A 15,655-nucleotide genomic window follows, 5' to 3' on the forward strand; every position below is an offset into this window, starting at 1 on the left:
ATCGATTACTCCTCGCTTTCGTCGTCGTCCGCAGCCGTCTCGTCGGCATCGTCCTCACCGTCCGTCTCGTCGCTCGCCTCGTCCGCCTCCGCGTCGGACTCGGTTTCGGCCTCCTGGAGCGCGCCGCGAAGCGACGGGATCGTCGAGGCGAGATCTCCGACCTGCTCGCCGGCCGCAGAGACGTCGGCGATCGTCTCCTCGAGATCCTCGATCTCGGCCTCGAGGTCGTCGGCGTCCTCGAAGGCGTCGGCGCGCTGGCCCATCGTGTACCACTTCTTCGCGTCCCGGAGGTGGGCCTCGGCGTCGCCGGCATCGAGTGCAGACTTGAGCCCGTTGAGCACGCCGAGCGCGTTGTCGGCGTCGGTCTCCCAGACGTCGTCGGCTGCCGGCAGCTCGCTCCAGGCCTGCTCGAGCGAGGACTCGACGTCCTCGCGCATCTCGCTGGCCGCTTCGCCGAACAGTTCCTCGTCGTCACCGAGCGTCGCTTGACTCATGTCGTCCACTTCACCGGCGCCGGGTTTAAAAGGTAGCCCGAAAGTGAAAGTGAAAACGGGGGCTGGTAGGCCGGTACCGACGAAACGGCGGCCGAATTTCGAAAGGAAGGTCCTCCGAACGCGGCGGGATCAGGTGGTGTCGCGAACCGACTCGAGTTTCATCAGCGGATAGCCGTCTTCCATCGCCATCCGGGTGACGACCTCGCGGCCCTCGTAGTCGACGACGATCTCGACCTCGAGGAATCGTCCCGTCAGCTCCGTGTAGTCGGCGGACGATTCGGCGAGCTCGGCCTCGAGCTCCTCGCGCTGGATCTCGACGGTCACGCCTGCGCAGTGCGGTTGGTTCTCGATCGACTCCTCGATAGCCGTCTCGAGGCTGGCTGCGCTCTCGGGCGACACCGGCGTCCCCGCGAACTGGTGGTACAGCGAGCCGAACTTGATGCCGGCCTCGAAACACGCGGCCTCCGCGTCCGTCGGCGTCGAGTCTGCCATACGGGACGGGTCGAGCGCGGGCGAGAAGGGGGTTGCGGTCGGTCCGTCGGTGCGGTGTGAACCGCACGTTACTTATCGACGCTTTCCCTCACACCGAACGAATGGCACAGTCGGTCCTGCTGACGGGGGCTGCGGGGCGAGTCGGACAGGCCGTCCTGGGAGACCTCGCCGACGAGCACGAGTGGCGGCTGATGGATCGCGACCCGCCGACGGACGACCACCCCGGCGAGTTCGTCGTCGGCGACGTCACCGACGAGGGGACGGTCCGCGAGGCGATGGAGGGGATCGACGTCGTGATCCACCTCGCGGGCGACCCGCGCCCGGAGGCGCCGTGGGACAGCGTCCTGACGAACAACATCGACGGTACCCAGACCGTGTTCGAGGCCGCGGCGAACGCGGGCGTCGAGAAGGTCGCGTTCGCCTCGTCGAACCACGCCGTCGGGGCGTACGAAACCGAAGACCGCACGCCCGAGATGTACCAACCCCACGACGACTACCTGCTCGACGGCACCGAGCTGCCGCGGCCGGGTAACCTCTACGGCGTCTCGAAGGCTGCCGGCGAGTCCCTCGGTCGGTACTACCACGACGAGTACGGGCTCTCGGTCGTCTGCGTTCGGATCGGAAACCTCACCGAGGGCCACCCGCCGATCGACTACGAGCGCGGCCAGGCGATGTGGCTCTCCTACCGCGACTGTGCGCACCTGTTCGATCGCTGTATCCGGGCCGAGTACGACTACGAGATCGTCTACGGCATCTCCGACAACGACCGCAAGTACTACTCGATCGACCGCGCCCGCGAGGTCCTCGGCTACGAGCCGCGGGACAACTCCGCGCACCACGACGACGATCCGTCGGCGTAGCTACTCGAACAGTCCGTCGACGTCCGCCTCTCGAGCTTGCCGTCGCTCGGCGTGTTGGGACAATCGCCGGTAGACGAGTCCGCGGTGGTCGTCCTCGCGCACGAAGTCGAACAGCAGCGAAATAAATCGGCTGTCGTCGTCGCCCGCCTCCAGGTCCCGTCGTGCGTACGTCCGGGCGCGATCGACGGGTTCCGGATCGAAGCCGAGTTCTTCGGCGAGGACGACCGCGGCGAGCGCCGTCGTATCGAGATCCAGATCGGCCAGCCCCGGCGTTCGTCCCTCGTGTCCGATCGGCGGCGGCGACCGACGCTCAAGGACGGACGGATCGTCGGTGAGCATCTCCAGGGCGCGTCGAATCGGCTCGAGCCGAACGTCCCGGTAGTCGGCTGGCAGTCCGGACAGGTACTCGAGGGCGCTCTCGGCGAGCCCGGTCGCTCCCTCCCAGTTGCGGTTACGAGCGTGGTAGACGGCGGCGGTGAACTGGATCAGCCCGTGGAGCAGCAACTCGTCGTCGGTTCCGTCCTCGAGGTCGAGCCAGTGTTCCTCCCAGGCGTCGTGTGCCGCGTGGTAGTAGCCGTCGTTGTAGATCGCGACGCCGGCTCGGACCCGATCGCGCATAGCTCCAGTAGGGACTCGAGCGGTGTCAACGTCACGAAAGCGGTGAGTCGCCGGATACGTTCCGCCTCCGGCGGGGCGGGCAGACAACTGTGACAAACGGAGATCGGGACGTGCAGCGGTCGCCCCAACCGGTTACTGCCGCCACCGGTTATGGCGGTACTCGAATTGAACGACAGCGGAGGTATTTATTATGCAGTTGCTTCTGGCCCGATCTGACGGAAGTAACGATGCTAATGGATCCCTAACGGCCGATAACAGGGAGTTATACCCGCACTACCGACGCTCCTCGAATCCGTCCTCCCAGCGGAAGCTGCCGTTTCGCTGGACGACCTCGCCGTCGATCTCGAGTCGGGACTCCTCGCCGACGTCGGTGATCAGATCAGCGTGGACGGCCGAGTCGTTGCCCGACTCGCCGTCGGGAAGACAGGCGTCGTAAGCCCGCCCGACGGCGAGGTGGACCGTCTCGCCCATCTTCTCGTCGAAGAGGATGTTGTCCGTGTAGCGGTCGATTCCGCGGTTCATCCCGACGCCGAGTTCGCCTAGTCGCCGAGCGCCGTCGTCGGTCTCGAGAACCGCCTCGATAACCGACGCACCCTGCTCGGCGTCGTGGTCGACGACCTCCCCGTCGGCGAACTCGAGGCGGACGTTTCTGACCGGTTCCCCGCGGATCGTCATCGGAACGTCGAACGTGACCTTGCCCTCGGTGCCGTACGGCGCCGTAAAGACCTCCCCGCTGGGGAGGTTGTGGGAGTCGTAGGCGACGGAGGCCGCGCTGTTGACGGCGGTTCGGCCGTCGATCCGCATCGTGAGGTCGGTTCCCGACGAGACCAGCCGCACCTCCGAGCCCTCGTCGAGCAACTCCTTCAGTCGATCCATCTCCTCGGCCAGCGACTCCCAGTCCCGGAGGATCGCGTCGTAGGCGAATTCACGGTACTCCTCGTAGCTCATGTTGGCCTGCTGGGCGAGCGATCGGGTCGGGTGAACCGTCGACACCCAGCGTGTGTCGTATCGCGCCTCGCGAACGGCCGTCCGGGCGCTGCGGTAGGCCTGTCGGGTCTCGCCGGGAAGGTCCGCCGTCGCGCTCGTGTTGCGTCCGCCGCCCAGCGAGAGGTAGACGTCGGTCTCCTCGAGCAGCGCCTGTTCGTGGGTCGGCGCCTCGAACTCGTCGTCGTGAGCCCGAAGGTACGCCCGCGCCACCTCGCCGGAATCGTACGTCGCGAGCAGGTTCGCGCCGCGTTCGCCCAGCTCCTCGGCGACCGCGACCGCCAGCTCGTGGGCGTCCGGGCCGACCGAGAGCACGACGGCGTCGCCGGCCTCGACGCGGGCGCTCCACTCGACCAGCACCGCGGCGTGTTCGCGGGTGCGTTCGTCCATACTCGGAGGCTGGATCGCGGGCTACTAAATCCACCCGTTCCGGGCGATCAGGCTACGTATGAGTCTTCGGCCTCGTGGGGCTCCCGTGAGCGAACGAGCGCGACGACGGCGTAGACGATCGGCGTATCGAGCACCGCGATCGCGAGTTTGAGCAGATACTGACCGACCGCGAGCGCGGCCAAGACCTCCAGCGGGAGCACCTCGCCGACGCCGAGTGCGGCGGGCGCGATCGCGAAGGCGATCGAGACGAAGATGACGGTGTCGATCGCCTGGCTGGTCCCCGTCGACGCGAGGTTTCGGAGCCAGAGCTTCTCGCGTCCCGTCCGATCCCGAATGCGGTGGAAGAGCCAGACGTCCCAGTTCTGGCTGACGAGGTAGGCGAGCAGGCTGCCGAGCACGACGTTGGTCGAGGCGCCGAGGGCCGTCGCGAACGCGTCGGGGTCGACGCTCGTTTCGGCCGCCGGCGCCGCGATGGTCGACCAGACCAGCGCGAGCACGACGAAGTTGAGCGCGAACGCGACGTTGACGACGATCTGAGCCGCGCGGCGACCGTACAGCTCGGTGTAGCAGTCGCTCGCGAGAAAGGTGAGCGCGTAGGCGAGAGCCGCACCGGGGAGGACGAGTTCCGCACCCGTCACGGGAAGGGCGACGGGAAGGTCGAACGCGAGCACCTTCGACGCCGTCAGCTGAGCGGTAACGAGTGCTGCGACGAACAGCCCGATCAGCGAAACCTGGGCGATCGACGGCGCTCCACGACGGTCGTCCATGCATGACACCTCTCGAGTCGGAACGCTAAACGGTACCGTCTCGTCGTCCACGTTCCGCGGTTCGATCCCCGCCGGAGCCGAACATCCTCGCAATACCAAATATATTCGGTATCGTTCGATTTACGCAAACAGTCTCGCGTGTCGAACCATCTGCAACGGCGATAAAACATTACTAAGTGACTGTTTCGAAGTCCAAGGTGCCGTATTTGGGTGTGCTGATGGGTATATAGCATAATTCGTCGAAAGAGTGGACGTGACGGAAACGATCGGTGTATCATCCGATTACGGAGCGTATAGCCACCATCACGCCAGTTGCAAACGGCCTAGTGCATCACCAACCGCTGCAACGGACGTAATACGTGATTGATAACAAATAGAGTGTTTCTGGTAGGGGTTGATAGGTAACCTATGGACGATTTGACCGGCTTCCAGCGTGATCTCCTGTACGTCATCGCAGGGGCGGACCAGCCATCCGGCCAGGACATCAAAGAAGAGATCGAGACGTACTACAGTAGCGACATCAACCACGGGCGATTGTATCCGAACCTCGACACCCTCGTCAACAAGGAACTCGTCGAGAAGGGAGAACTCGATCGCCGGACGAACTACTACGCGATCAGCGACGAGGGCTACGAGGCGATCGAGGACCGGCGCGATTGGGAATCACAGTACGTCGATACCTGATCCGATCGGTACCGGCGGCTTTGGAGGGTCACAGAGGGGTCACTCTCTCGTCAACTGATAGCCGACCTCGAGCAGGCCCAGCGGTTGTAACGGCCGACGCTTGTAGCGTTCGCATCCTCGCTACGTCCGGAGAAGGACTCTACTGACCTCGAGGTGTTCTTCGAGACGCTCCCGAAAACGGGGAGAGAAAGCTACACGTCCGGAAGAAACCGGGCATTGTCGCGCTCGTGTCGGTGTGCAGCGTGGCGATGTCGAGTCGCGGCGGTAGCGGTGTCGGGTCGCGACCACGGTGAACGCGGGCGCGCCAGAAACCAAACCGCACCCAGAATAGCCTCACCTCGAGCTACTCGAGACCTCGGGCCGCACCGCCAGAGCTCGCCGTGTCGGGTGTTTCGAACGGTTTCCTCGAGAGTCCCGAACGGGCTTAGTCGCCGTTAGCGTCGCTACAGTCGTACTCCCCGCTTCCGATCACGGTGGAGCTCCCGCCGTCGATCGAAGCCGTAACGCTGACCGTCCCCGCTTCGTCGGCCCCCAACGCGTCGTCGTCATCGTTCCCACACTGGAGAGTGACGTTTTCGCCCACGCCGTCGATCCCGTCTACGTTGCCATCGTTGACGTCGCCGACGATCTCCCACTCATCGGCATTTCCTTCGGAAACGAGCGAGACCGTCATCACGCCCTCGTCCGCGTCGAAATCGAATGACGCTGCGCCGGTCGCTTCCAGCGAGTCCTCCATCCCGTCGCCCATCTCCATTACAAATCCCGCGATCACTGCCGAGAGGACGACCGTCACCGCGACCATGAGCACGACCCCGATGACCGGCGAGACCGCTCGTTCGTGTTCGGTACCCCGTTCGCTCCGTGTAGATGCGTTCGAATCCATAGCTGTATCCCGCGCCGGCGATCGCGGCGCGAGCAAACGCGGTGGAAGCGTTCCCACCCGTCGTCGCACCGTTGGCCATCGAACGCGGTCTCGCCGACATTACTGCCGTTATGAGTTATATAGTTCAGCGGTAGTGGCTACAGTGACGGCTTGCTTCGCTCGTCGTTGTCCGATTCGAACCGCTAGCGGTCCCGTACTCGCGGCTTACGGATTGTTCGCCGGGAGGTCCATGGGCCCTGACGGGGAACATCCCAAAATGTACTGGGGAGCCAGCTAGCTGTTATTGGGAGAAAGGAGCGCTCATACGCCCACTCACGTAATTGCTGTTTCGTGTCTTCGTAAGTGAGACAACTATGACAACCAACCTCGAACCACTTGCGCCGGAGACAGCCAAACAAATGTACCTCGACGAACGGCGACACGAACTCGCAGATGCAACCTTGCAGTCACACGACTACCGACTCGAGCAGTTTGTACAGTGGTGTGCAAGTGAGGAAATCGACAATCTAAACAACTTCTCCGCGTGAGACATCCATCACTTCCGAATTAAGCGGCGAAACGAGGACGAACTTGCCACGGCGTCGATGAAGGGACAGTTAGCAACGTTGCGTGTCTTTCTCCGGTTCTGTGTGAGTGTTGATGCTGTTCAATCAGGACTCGATGAGAAGATTATCCTGCCAACAACTACAGCAGCGGACGCACGCGACGAATTACTCAGTAAGGATCGGGCTCAGAAAATACTGGATCATTTGGAACGGTATCGCTACGCAAGACTCGAACACGCGCTGTTCGAAGTAGTCTGGCATACAGGTCTGCGCATCGGAGCTGCGACTGGAATTGACGTCGAAGATTACGATCCAGATGACCAGTACCTCGCTCTCGTACACCGACCGAATACTGGGACTTCTCTGAAGAACGGCTCGAAAAGCGAGCGACTAGTCGCACTGAACGAACGTGTTTGCCGGGTTCTGGACGACTGGCTCGCAGTTAATCACCCACGGGTCGTCGATGACTACGGTCGAACACCGCTATTCGCTACAAAGCGAAATCGTCTCAGCCGTAACCGTGGCCGAACAATTGCGTACCAGTATACGCGCCCGTGCGTATACGAAAATGATTGTCCGCACGACCGGGATATCGACGAGTGTGAAGCACGCCCAACAGAGTACGCACACAAGTGCCCCATCAGCGTTGAGTCCACATCCTGTTCGAAGGGGTTCGATTACACACCATCTTCAATCGGATACCCCCGAAAGAATTGTGAGCGATCGAATGGACGTTGGCATGGACGTACTGGAGCGACACTACGATCAGCGATCCGCTAGAGAAAAGCTTGAGCAACGCCGCCGATACCTTCCAGACAAATAGTCTCTATAGTTATTTCCGAAAGCCAAACATATATTAGATTTCTTGAAACCCTATTTTTGAGTAATGCTTTGCTGTGAAACACACGCTCACTACAGGACGCGTATCTTGCACGAAATGTTCTTCCGATTCAATTAGATTAAAATGTTGTTTTATTTATTGTTATAGCGAAGATCCAGACAACCCGTTACAGTGGGATTCCACTATGCTGGCTCAGTATCCTGTTGCAGATTCTTGCGCTTCCTCTCAAATTCTTCATCTGACATCTCACCCCGTGCATATACACGCCGAAGTTCCTCCAACGCCTCGTCCGTTTGCTCAATAGTCTCCGTGCCAAGTGACTGGTAGACAAGGTATCCGATTCCAATCACGACGAGTAGGGGAATACCCATCATCAGAACCATCACTAACCACCCGCCAGAACTGTCCCACATCCAGCCACCCATATGCGACCAGCCGAATGCCCCCATGGCTGGCATCATTACCAACGGGATGGCCAAGAGACCGAGCAGTGCCAGCAGTATCGTCCGTGTCAGAGTTTCTGTTTGACTCATGATGTATTCATTTCAGGTTTCAGCGTCTGTTGCTTCGTATCCGGCCTCTTCAATAGCAGCCGCGAGTTCATCGGCATTTGCCGATCCCTCAATAGTCGCCACCTCCGTTGTTCGGTCAACATCGACAGCCGTCACACCGGAAACAGCGGTTAGTGCTTCCTCGACATTCTCTTCACAGCCTTCACAGCTCATCCCGGACACCGTAATTCGTTGGCTCATACACGTGACTCTACGTGCTTCCCATTTTTGCCTATTTTCGTTAAAATTCCACAGCGAAGCGGAATCAAGTGTTGCGAAAATTAGCCTGTGATTTGAATACTTGATGGCGTCTACACCAGCACATGAGAGACAAACGTGATCTCGACCAGACCGACTTGGAACTTATCCGGTTGCTGGCTGAAGACGCTCGTCGTCCATATAACGAGCTTGCGGAGGCGGTGAATCTCTCTCCACCTGCCGTGTCTGATCGAATTGACCGACTACAAGAACAGGGCGTCATTAGACAATTTACGATCGATATCGACCGGCTCAAACTGCAGCAGCGAACCCCAATCATGATTGAGTTCGAGGCACATCCAAACGAGTCCGAGGAGATCTATCAGCGTCTGTGTTCACTCGCTGGTGTCGAACACGCGTTCAAACAATACGACGGCACAATCGTTGTCTATGGGAACGCCCCAAAGAGCAATCCAATCGAATGGCTTCGGGAGGAGGTAGACTTAGAGCACGTAACGGATATCGACTTTGAGATGATCGAGAAGTACGAGTGGACACAACAACTCGACAAAGCAGAGTTCTCGTTACCGTGCCAAGTGTGTGACAACACTGTAAAAAGTGACGGGATCACCGCTACAATCGGCGAACGAACTCTCGCATTCTGCTGTCCCTCTTGCAAAAGTACATACGAACGAGAATTTAAAGATTTTCAGACCAATTTCGATTGACTCGGGGGTTTCGATTCGAAGATTCACCCCATACGAACCTTTGCTTTCTTACTGAAAATGGGCATAAGACAGTAGCCCGTATATAGATATGAGGTGAACCCCAATGCCAGAAACCCCACATGAACGAACAGATCTCTCAGTAACGGGGATGTCGTGTGCAACCTGTGCGTCAACGATCGAAGAGCGTCTCGAGAGCGTCGATGGCGTCGACGACGTCTCGGTCAATTTCGCAACCGAACGTGCGGACGTCAGCCACGACTCGAGTGTCTCACAGGAGCAACTCGTCCAAGCCGTTGAGGATGTCGGATACGGAGTACGTGACGAGCTATTAGAAGATGAATTGGAAGGCGAGGAAGAGCTCCAGACGATCAAGCGAATGGCAATCCGGGCGTGGATTGTCACCTCACCGATTGTCCTTCTCATGGTGTTCATGTGGACCCCGCTTGATCTTCTAACTGGCCTCCAAATCGATGTCCTGCTGCTCATCTTCGCCACGCCGGTGGTCTTCTACTACGGGAGGACGACCCACGCATCTGCACTCAGAGCCATCAAAAACGGCACGTTCAACATGGACTCGTTGATCGCGTTGGGCACCATCGCGGCATGGGCGACTGGAGTGATGGTGTTCGCTATGCCAGTCGAGAACTACGCGGGCGTCGGTGCGATGATCATGGCATCCCACCTCGTCGGCACGTACCTCGAAGACCGAGCCAAAGGTCGAGCAAGTGCCGCGATCGAGGGACTGGTCTCAATGCAGGCGGAAACCGCCCGCGTCGAGCAGGATGGAGAAGAAGTCGAAGTCCCCGTCGAGGACGTTGCAGTCGGCGACGTGATGGTCGTCAGACCGGGTGAAAAAGTCCCAGTTGACGGCGTCGTCGTGGACGGACGCAGTAGCGTCGACGAATCGATGGTCACAGGCGAATCGGATCCCGTGAGCAAGGAGGAAGGAGACGAAGTCATCGGTGCGACGGTCAACGGCGCCGGTCTCCTCAAGGTCGAAGCACAGAAGGTCGGCGACGAAACGTTCCTCTCGCAGGTCGTCGAATTGGTGGAGGAAGCGCAAGGGACGAAAGTCCCGATTCAGGCGCTAACCGACCGTGTCACCAACGTGTTCGTGCCGGCGGTGCTGACGATTGCCGCGCTGTCGTTCGTGCTCTGGCTCGCGGTTCCGGGCGCGATGGAATCGGTGGCGAGTATGGGCGCGTGGTTGCCATGGGTCGATCTGGCACTTGAACCATTGACGCTCGCCATCTTCGCTTCGGTTGCTGTACTGGTGATTGCCTGTCCGTGCGCGCTCGGACTGGCAACGCCGACAGCATTAATGGCTGGTACCGGTAAGGCCGCCGAGAACGGCGTGCTGTTCCGCGATGGCGAGGCGATCCAGACGATGAAGGATATCGATACGGTCGTCCTCGACAAGACTGGGACGATCACCGAAGGGAACCACTCCGTGACTGATGTCGTTGTCGGTGACGACACCGGCGTTCGCGCAGACGGTGGAGTGTTAGAAGGTGAACAACGAGATGCGGAACGCGAAGTCCTACGGCTCGCAGCGTCGGCCGAGCGCGGGAGCGAACACCCGATCGGACAGGCTATCATCGACTACGCTGAAACGCAGGGAATTGAACTCGCTGAATTGAGTGACTTCGACAGTGTTCCCGGCAAAGGGATCGAAGCTGTCATCGACGATCGGACGGTCTACGTGGGGAACGTGAAGTTCTTCGACGAAGTCGGAGTCGAGATCCCACAGTTCTACGAGTCGAAGTTGAACGAACTCGAAGGGGAAGGAAAGACGACGGTTTTGGTCGGCATCAAAGACGAGATTGTCGGGGTGGTGAGCACTGCCGATACGATCAAGGACGATTCCTACGAGGCGATCGAAGCCCTCCACGATCGCGGTATCGAGACGTGGATGATTACGGGAGACAACGAGCGGACGGCCCGAGCGATTGCTGATACGATGAATATCGATCCCGCTCGGGTTATGGCAGGGGTGCTTCCGCAGGACAAGATCGACAAAGTACGCCAGTTGCAAGATGAGGGGAAGGAGGTAGCGATGATCGGTGATGGAATTAACGATGCACCAGCCCTGAAACAGGCGAACGTTGGTGTTGCCATCGGTACCGGGACAGATATCGCCATTCAATCGAGTGATGTGAGCCTCGTCCGCGGATCGCTCGGTGCGCTCGTGGACGCATTCACCCTCTCGGAGCGTATCTTCTCGAAAATCAAGCAGAATCTGTTCTGGGCGTTCATCTACAATACGCTCGCCATTCCGATCGCGTTCTTTGGGTTGTTACACCCAGTCATTGCGGTCGTGGCGATGTTCACCTCGAGTCTCTCGGTGATCACAAACTCTGCCCGACTCAGCAAAATCGAACTGTAGGAGACCGTACTCATCTTTTACAGTTAGAAAACATATTCGACAAACAAGATGGGAAGACACTCGTTGAACCCACACCGGGGAAGAGCTCCTGGAATATCACGCTTCGTTGAGTTAGAACTGATAACAATAGTCATGGTAGAACTGGGTTCAGGTAATACGAACAGATGATCGGAGCGATAGTGGAAACAGTCGGAGAAGGGCTCTACCTTGCCGGCGATTTCCTCTGGCAAGCGTTGTGGGCCTTGCTGCTGGGATTCATGATTTCGGGCGCGATTCAAGCGTTCGTCTCCAAGGAGGGGATGGTCAATTATATGGGAGAAGCCAGCCCGAAATCCGTTCTCTATGCGATGGGCTTCGGCACTGCCTCAACGTCTTGCTCGTTCGGGGACATCGCTGCGACGAAAACCCTGTTCAAGAAGGGCGCACACATCATCCCGACGATCGCCTTTAAGATCGCATCGACAAATTTCGTCATTGGGCTTACGTTTGTCATCTGGGCACTATTGGGGTGGGAGTTCGCCGTTGCACAAGCGGTCGGAGCGCCGATTTTCATTCTGATTGCGATCGTTCTCGTACATCTCTGGATTCCATACGATGAAACTCAACAAGCCAGAGAGCGGCTTCTCGAAGAGGAACAGCCGGTTGTCACAGATCCGGTCTGTAAGATGCGTCTCAACCGTGAAAACGGGATTCCCGTCGAACACAAAAACGAGACGGTCTACTTCTGCTCGGAGGGATGCAAGCGACTCTTTGAGCAGAACCCGGACACGCACACGACATCTTGGAAGGAAAAGATCACGTCGTGGAACGGATGGGTCGAAGCTGCAAATCAGACGAAGAAGGATCTCAAGATGCTCTGGAAGGAACTGGCGATCGGCTTCCTGTTGGCAGGACTCATCGCAGCCGCTGTTCCCCAGACTATCTGGACCCTCCTGTTCGAAGGCGGTGGAGCAGGCGTGACGCAGGTCGCCTACAACAGCGTTCTCGGACCACTTATCTCGGTGGCGACGTTCGTCGGATCGATGGGGAACGTCCCGCTCGCTGCGGTACTGTGGGGCTCGGGCTTCGCTTTCGCGGGCGTCATCGCGTTCCTGTACGCCGATCTGATCGTTCCGCAGTTGATCCGGATCTACCGGAAGATTTGGGGGAAGAAGATCGGGACGCGTATTTCGATCATCCTCTTCGTGTCGATGGCGACGACCGGATTTATTGTCTATTACCTGTTCGCAGCGGTCGGCCTCATCCCAGATATTGCATTAGAACCAACGGGCGAGGGCGTGACGATTCTTGGTTTCGATCCTGTGACAATTCTGAACGTGCTGTTTCTCCTGATTGGTGTCGGGTTCATCACTCTTCTCATAAGAGGGAAAAAAGGTGCCCCCGGCAATCGTGCCGTAGAAGATCCGGTCACCGGAACCGACATTACGGTTAAGAACGCGGACTACTGTACGGTACACGACGAATCGATCTACTACTTCGAAAGCGACGACTCACGGGCACAGTTCCGGGAGTCTCCAGAATCGTATCTGTGATTGTTTTGCTTTGTAACGGGGACCTCTTTTAAGCGCGCAAAAAGTTCCTGTGGTCGGTCTCATTCGGTTACTCGTCCTCAACGGGTGTTTTGACAATTGTCACTGGGTACTCAGTCATATTGGCGACTCGCTCGGCAACGCTTCCGAGTACCCACCGGATCGGTTCTTTGAGCCGATAACGGTCAAATCAATGTTCGCTTCTTCAATATAGTGAAGAATCTCGGCGTGCGGAACGCCGTGGCTAGCCACTGCAAGTCAATGCATACCTGATTACACGATACTGTGTGATCAGTGTACAAATGGTTACAGGGGATACAATATTATGGCCACTAGGATGAATCATCACTCCGGTCACGGTCTTGACGACAGGAATATCCCGACGCCTATCGGCAGTTGCACTCAGGGCGCTGGTGGAGGTATTCGCAGGAGTTATCGGTTTAGATCAAGAGGGACATCGTGATCAATCGTGGGATTACGATCGAACCATTCAGTTCGAAATTCTACCGAATACTTGGTTCATTGGTGTGAACGTGAATCAAATGTGGGAGTCATGCTGAATGCATGCTCTGGATGTTGCACGCTGTTTTTGCCAGTAGACGTATAGATTCAATTTCACGCAGTATATCGTATAGCTTTACTAACTGATTTGGTGCGCTGTATAGTGGCGATCAGCGATGAGTCATCGCTGCGAGTGCGCGCGTGGGATTGAGAGCCTGATCCGCCAAGCTAGAGCGTGTCAAACGAGTTAATCACGTCACTCGTCGAGTGCGTATCGACGAGGTCCTGTTCGTCGAAGTCAGAATCGTCGCTCCAGATGGCCCCATTGCTGGCGATCGCACACGCGAGGTACAGCACGTCGTCGGGGTCGGTGTCTCCGATTGCTTCGTCTGCCCTCTCGATAGCCGGATAGAAGTCATCGGCAGGAACGACCTCAATGTACTGAAACAGGAGGTCGATGAACTGTGCCACTCGGTCCGGCTCCATTCCGGACTTCTTCACAATCAGGTCTTCGTAGTTCTCAACTTCGTCGTGGACAAACACGGGCGTCAAAAGATCTGGTTCGAGTGTAACGATGAGTTCTCGCGTCTTCGAATCAGTAATAAGTGTAGAAATAACGACATTGGCGTCAATGACCAATTCATTCGTCGAGTCTACTCCGCTTCTTCTTCGACGCGCTTGCGTCCACGTTCGTTGATCTTGTCGGCGATTTCCTGAACGTCGCGCTCGGAGAGTTCGCTCTCGCTGGTGAGTTCGTTCATCATTTCGAGCGCCTCAATCTTCTCTTGGATGGCTTGTCGTGTGACCTCGCTCCAGTTGATCTCCGGGTGCTTTTCCATTCGCTGTTTGAGGTCGTCGTCCACGTTGACCGTGATACTGGGCATACAGAGATCTATGCGGACACAGAATACTGTGTCTTCCGGTGCACCCTATGTTGAATGCCATCGAGTTCATCGTACTAGATGGGACAGGAGAGTTCGAGTCGAGAGGGCTGCAAAGAGCCAAATTCCACTAGCTCAGACTCCGCAAATTTTGGATGATTCCCTCGCTCGGAAATGACCGAAATGCCAAATTTAGTCGCTTCAACGCCTCATCGCCAGTTTTACGGGTGGTATGGGCCCTGACGGATTCGTAACTACGCCGACGGCTCGCTGCACTCGCCGTCGTCTAGTTCGAACCGTCAGGCCGACATTCCGCGAGCCCCGAGCGGTGCTCGGCTCGCTCCATGGGCCCTGACGGATTCGAACCATCGACCACTCGGTTATGAGCCGAGCGCTCTAACCAGACTGAGCTAAGGGCCCTCGAGTCGAACGAACCCGGTCACAATAGTTAACGCTTGCTGTCTGTTTTGTCTGCGAAAAGGCAGCGGTTCGACTACGCGGTCAGCGCCTCGAGTTCGGCCTCGCTCAGCTCAGCCTCGAGCTCCTCGTCGGTGTGAGATTCGAGGACGTCCGTCCGTTCCTCGGCGTCGAGTTCGTCGACGGATTCGAAGTGATGGCACATAGCATTGAACACTGGGGTCCGAGCGCCAATAAGGGCTATTCAGGCGTTCCGACGGCTGCTAGTGAGCGTATCCGAAATAACAACACGGGAGGAGCGGCGTCACTCCTCGTAGTCGTCGAGCGTCTGCTCGGTCGTGCCCGCGCGGTGGCGCGTCGCCAGCCCCGCGAGGTGGGGCGTTTCGGGGACGATCAGCTCCTCGCAGGCTGTACTGCAGGCACCCGTGCTCCCGGGGAGACAAAAGACCGGCGTGTCGACGGCGATCCCCGCGGTCGCCCGCGAGGCCATCGCCCGGGTGCCGACCTCGTCCCAGGACAGCGAGCGGAACAGCTCGCCGAAGCCGGGGAGTTCGCGCTCGAACAGCGAGGACGTCGCCTCGGGGGAGACGTCGTCGGCCGTAACGCCGGTGCCGCCGGTCGTACAGACGACGTCGATGTCCCGGCGAGCGACGAGGCCCCGAACCGCGGTACGGATCGCGGAGTAGTCGTCGCGAACTAGTACGCGCTCTTGGACCTCGTGGCCCTCGTTCTCGAAACACTCCTGGATCGTGTCGCCGCCCGGGTCGTCGGGGTCGGCGTCGGCCTCTGCAGCGCGGGAACTCGAGACCGTGACGATCCCGACGTAGAGCGGGTCGATAATGTCGTGGCCGTGGTCGTCGGTGCTCCGCCGGTCTGCGCGGTCGGTCGTCATACGCGTACCTCCAT

At 58.6% G+C, this 15,655-nt stretch carries 17 protein-coding genes, 1 tRNA gene and 2 pseudogenes; 6 read left to right on the plus strand and 14 right to left on the minus strand.

Going from position 1 to position 15,655, the window contains the following annotated elements; translation table 11 throughout:
- Positions 1-5 precede the first annotated feature (5 nt).
- Positions 6-494, minus strand: coding sequence for a DUF5790 family protein (locus ACFEMD_RS08095; protein WP_394740537.1), 489 nt, complete (start codon positions 492-494; stop codon positions 6-8).
- A gap of 129 nt (positions 495-623) precedes the next feature.
- Positions 624-986 (minus strand): dihydroneopterin aldolase family protein, encoded by a 363-nt coding sequence (locus ACFEMD_RS08100; protein ID WP_394740538.1) that lies wholly within the window; start codon positions 984-986, stop codon positions 624-626.
- A 101-nt stretch (positions 987-1,087) separates the two neighbouring features.
- Here ACFEMD_RS08100 and azf point away from each other — a divergent pair, with 101 nt between their 5' ends.
- A complete protein-coding gene (gene azf / locus ACFEMD_RS08105; RefSeq protein WP_394740539.1) occupies positions 1,088-1,846 on the plus strand; it encodes an NAD-dependent glucose-6-phosphate dehydrogenase Azf in 759 nt (252 codons plus the stop codon).
- On the opposite strand, the gene ACFEMD_RS08110 is transcribed toward azf, so the two are convergent.
- The 3 genes from ACFEMD_RS08110 to ACFEMD_RS08120 all read right to left on the minus strand — a co-directional run bounded on the left by ACFEMD_RS08110 (position 1,847) and on the right by ACFEMD_RS08120 (position 4,605).
- Complete coding sequence (locus tag ACFEMD_RS08110; protein ID WP_394740540.1) at positions 1,847-2,464, minus strand: DUF309 domain-containing protein; 618 nt, start codon at positions 2,462-2,464, stop codon at positions 1,847-1,849. It abuts the gene before it with no gap.
- Between the two features lie 273 nt (positions 2,465-2,737).
- Positions 2,738-3,838 (minus strand): aminopeptidase, encoded by a 1,101-nt coding sequence (locus ACFEMD_RS08115; RefSeq protein ID WP_394740541.1) that lies wholly within the window; start codon positions 3,836-3,838, stop codon positions 2,738-2,740.
- A gap of 47 nt (positions 3,839-3,885) precedes the next feature.
- Positions 3,886-4,605: a queuosine precursor transporter gene (locus ACFEMD_RS08120; protein ID WP_394740542.1), complete on the minus strand. Its 720-nt coding sequence runs from the start codon at positions 4,603-4,605 to the stop codon at positions 3,886-3,888.
- Between the two features lie 408 nt (positions 4,606-5,013).
- Here ACFEMD_RS08120 and ACFEMD_RS08125 point away from each other — a divergent pair, with 408 nt between their 5' ends.
- Entirely contained in the window at positions 5,014-5,289 is a 276-nt protein-coding gene (locus ACFEMD_RS08125) for a PadR family transcriptional regulator (protein WP_394740543.1), read from the plus strand.
- A 424-nt stretch (positions 5,290-5,713) separates the two neighbouring features.
- Here ACFEMD_RS08125 and ACFEMD_RS08130 read toward each other — a convergent pair whose 3' ends face one another.
- Positions 5,714-6,172, minus strand: a complete 459-nt coding sequence (locus tag ACFEMD_RS08130) for a type IV pilin (protein WP_394740544.1) — start codon at positions 6,170-6,172, stop codon at positions 5,714-5,716.
- Positions 6,173-6,525: 353 nt separating this feature from the next.
- On the opposite strand from ACFEMD_RS08130, the pseudogene ACFEMD_RS08135 reads away from it, so the two are divergent.
- Positions 6,526-7,540: pseudogene (locus ACFEMD_RS08135) on the plus strand (tyrosine-type recombinase/integrase).
- 200 nt (positions 7,541-7,740) lie between these two features.
- On the opposite strand, the gene ACFEMD_RS08140 reads toward ACFEMD_RS08135, so the two are convergent.
- Together ACFEMD_RS08140 and ACFEMD_RS08145 are read right to left on the minus strand one after the other, a co-directional pair.
- On the minus strand, positions 7,741-8,091 hold the full coding sequence (locus tag ACFEMD_RS08140) for an SHOCT domain-containing protein (RefSeq protein WP_394740545.1): 351 nt from the start codon (positions 8,089-8,091) through the stop codon (positions 7,741-7,743).
- A 12-nt stretch (positions 8,092-8,103) separates the two neighbouring features.
- Positions 8,104-8,310, minus strand: coding sequence for a heavy-metal-associated domain-containing protein (locus tag ACFEMD_RS08145; RefSeq protein ID WP_394740546.1), 207 nt, complete (start codon positions 8,308-8,310; stop codon positions 8,104-8,106).
- Between the two features lie 122 nt (positions 8,311-8,432).
- Here ACFEMD_RS08145 and ACFEMD_RS08150 point away from each other — a divergent pair, with 122 nt between their 5' ends.
- The 3 genes from ACFEMD_RS08150 (at position 8,433) to ACFEMD_RS08160 (ending at position 12,953) form a co-directional block, all read left to right on the plus strand.
- Positions 8,433-9,035, plus strand: a complete 603-nt coding sequence (locus tag ACFEMD_RS08150; protein WP_394740547.1) for an AsnC family transcriptional regulator — start codon at positions 8,433-8,435, stop codon at positions 9,033-9,035.
- 103 nt (positions 9,036-9,138) lie between these two features.
- Positions 9,139-11,421, plus strand: coding sequence for a heavy metal translocating P-type ATPase (locus ACFEMD_RS08155; RefSeq protein WP_394740548.1), 2,283 nt, complete (start codon positions 9,139-9,141; stop codon positions 11,419-11,421).
- 164 nt (positions 11,422-11,585) lie between these two features.
- Complete coding sequence (locus ACFEMD_RS08160; RefSeq protein WP_394740549.1) at positions 11,586-12,953, plus strand: permease; 1,368 nt, start codon at positions 11,586-11,588, stop codon at positions 12,951-12,953.
- A 67-nt stretch (positions 12,954-13,020) separates the two neighbouring features.
- Here ACFEMD_RS08160 and ACFEMD_RS08165 read toward each other — a convergent pair.
- The 6 genes and pseudogenes from ACFEMD_RS08165 to ACFEMD_RS08190 form a co-directional block, all read right to left on the minus strand.
- Positions 13,021-13,193 (minus strand): annotated as a pseudogene (locus ACFEMD_RS08165) (universal stress protein); the annotation flags it as partial.
- A gap of 486 nt (positions 13,194-13,679) precedes the next feature.
- Positions 13,680-14,090, minus strand: coding sequence for a PIN domain-containing protein (locus ACFEMD_RS08170; protein ID WP_394740550.1), 411 nt, complete (start codon positions 14,088-14,090; stop codon positions 13,680-13,682).
- A gap of 14 nt (positions 14,091-14,104) precedes the next feature.
- Positions 14,105-14,335, minus strand: a complete 231-nt coding sequence (locus tag ACFEMD_RS08175) for a hypothetical protein (RefSeq protein WP_394740551.1) — start codon at positions 14,333-14,335, stop codon at positions 14,105-14,107.
- 342 nt (positions 14,336-14,677) lie between these two features.
- Positions 14,678-14,752, minus strand: a tRNA-Ile gene (locus tag ACFEMD_RS08180).
- Positions 14,753-14,825: 73 nt separating this feature from the next.
- Positions 14,826-14,954, minus strand: a complete 129-nt coding sequence (locus tag ACFEMD_RS08185) for a hypothetical protein (RefSeq protein ID WP_278290120.1) — start codon at positions 14,952-14,954, stop codon at positions 14,826-14,828.
- A 99-nt stretch (positions 14,955-15,053) separates the two neighbouring features.
- Complete coding sequence (locus ACFEMD_RS08190) at positions 15,054-15,641, minus strand: MogA/MoaB family molybdenum cofactor biosynthesis protein (RefSeq protein WP_394740552.1); 588 nt, start codon at positions 15,639-15,641, stop codon at positions 15,054-15,056.
- Positions 15,642-15,655: the final 14 nt, after the last annotated feature.

The organism is Natronococcus roseus, assembly GCF_043677095.1.
Lineage (GTDB): Archaea > Halobacteriota > Halobacteria > Halobacteriales > Natrialbaceae > Natronococcus > Natronococcus roseus.

Excerpts from the sequence above, each read along its gene's own strand:
- ACFEMD_RS08130 (WP_394740544.1), bottom strand. The coding sequence starts at position 6,172 with ATGGATTCGAACGCATCTACACGGAGCGAACGGGGTACCGAACACGAA.
- ACFEMD_RS08160 (WP_394740549.1), top strand. The coding sequence starts at position 11,586 with ATGATCGGAGCGATAGTGGAAACAGTCGGAGAAGGGCTCTACCTTGCC.
- ACFEMD_RS08120 (WP_394740542.1), bottom strand. The coding sequence starts at position 4,605 with ATGGACGACCGTCGTGGAGCGCCGTCGATCGCCCAGGTTTCGCTGATC.
- ACFEMD_RS08150 (WP_394740547.1), top strand. The coding sequence starts at position 8,433 with ATGAGAGACAAACGTGATCTCGACCAGACCGACTTGGAACTTATCCGG.
- ACFEMD_RS08125 (WP_394740543.1), top strand. The coding sequence starts at position 5,014 with ATGGACGATTTGACCGGCTTCCAGCGTGATCTCCTGTACGTCATCGCA.
- ACFEMD_RS08175 (WP_394740551.1), bottom strand. The coding sequence starts at position 14,335 with ATGCCCAGTATCACGGTCAACGTGGACGACGACCTCAAACAGCGAATG.
- azf (WP_394740539.1), top strand. The coding sequence starts at position 1,088 with ATGGCACAGTCGGTCCTGCTGACGGGGGCTGCGGGGCGAGTCGGACAG.
- ACFEMD_RS08140 (WP_394740545.1), bottom strand. The coding sequence starts at position 8,091 with ATGAGTCAAACAGAAACTCTGACACGGACGATACTGCTGGCACTGCTC.
- ACFEMD_RS08185 (WP_278290120.1), bottom strand. The coding sequence starts at position 14,954 with ATGTGCCATCACTTCGAATCCGTCGACGAACTCGACGCCGAGGAACGG.
- ACFEMD_RS08110 (WP_394740540.1), bottom strand. The coding sequence starts at position 2,464 with ATGCGCGATCGGGTCCGAGCCGGCGTCGCGATCTACAACGACGGCTAC.
- ACFEMD_RS08095 (WP_394740537.1), bottom strand. The coding sequence starts at position 494 with ATGAGTCAAGCGACGCTCGGTGACGACGAGGAACTGTTCGGCGAAGCG.
- ACFEMD_RS08145 (WP_394740546.1), bottom strand. The coding sequence starts at position 8,310 with ATGAGCCAACGAATTACGGTGTCCGGGATGAGCTGTGAAGGCTGTGAA.
- ACFEMD_RS08190 (WP_394740552.1), bottom strand. The coding sequence starts at position 15,641 with ATGACGACCGACCGCGCAGACCGGCGGAGCACCGACGACCACGGCCAC.
- ACFEMD_RS08155 (WP_394740548.1), top strand. The coding sequence starts at position 9,139 with ATGCCAGAAACCCCACATGAACGAACAGATCTCTCAGTAACGGGGATG.
- ACFEMD_RS08100 (WP_394740538.1), bottom strand. The coding sequence starts at position 986 with ATGGCAGACTCGACGCCGACGGACGCGGAGGCCGCGTGTTTCGAGGCC.
- ACFEMD_RS08115 (WP_394740541.1), bottom strand. The coding sequence starts at position 3,838 with ATGGACGAACGCACCCGCGAACACGCCGCGGTGCTGGTCGAGTGGAGC.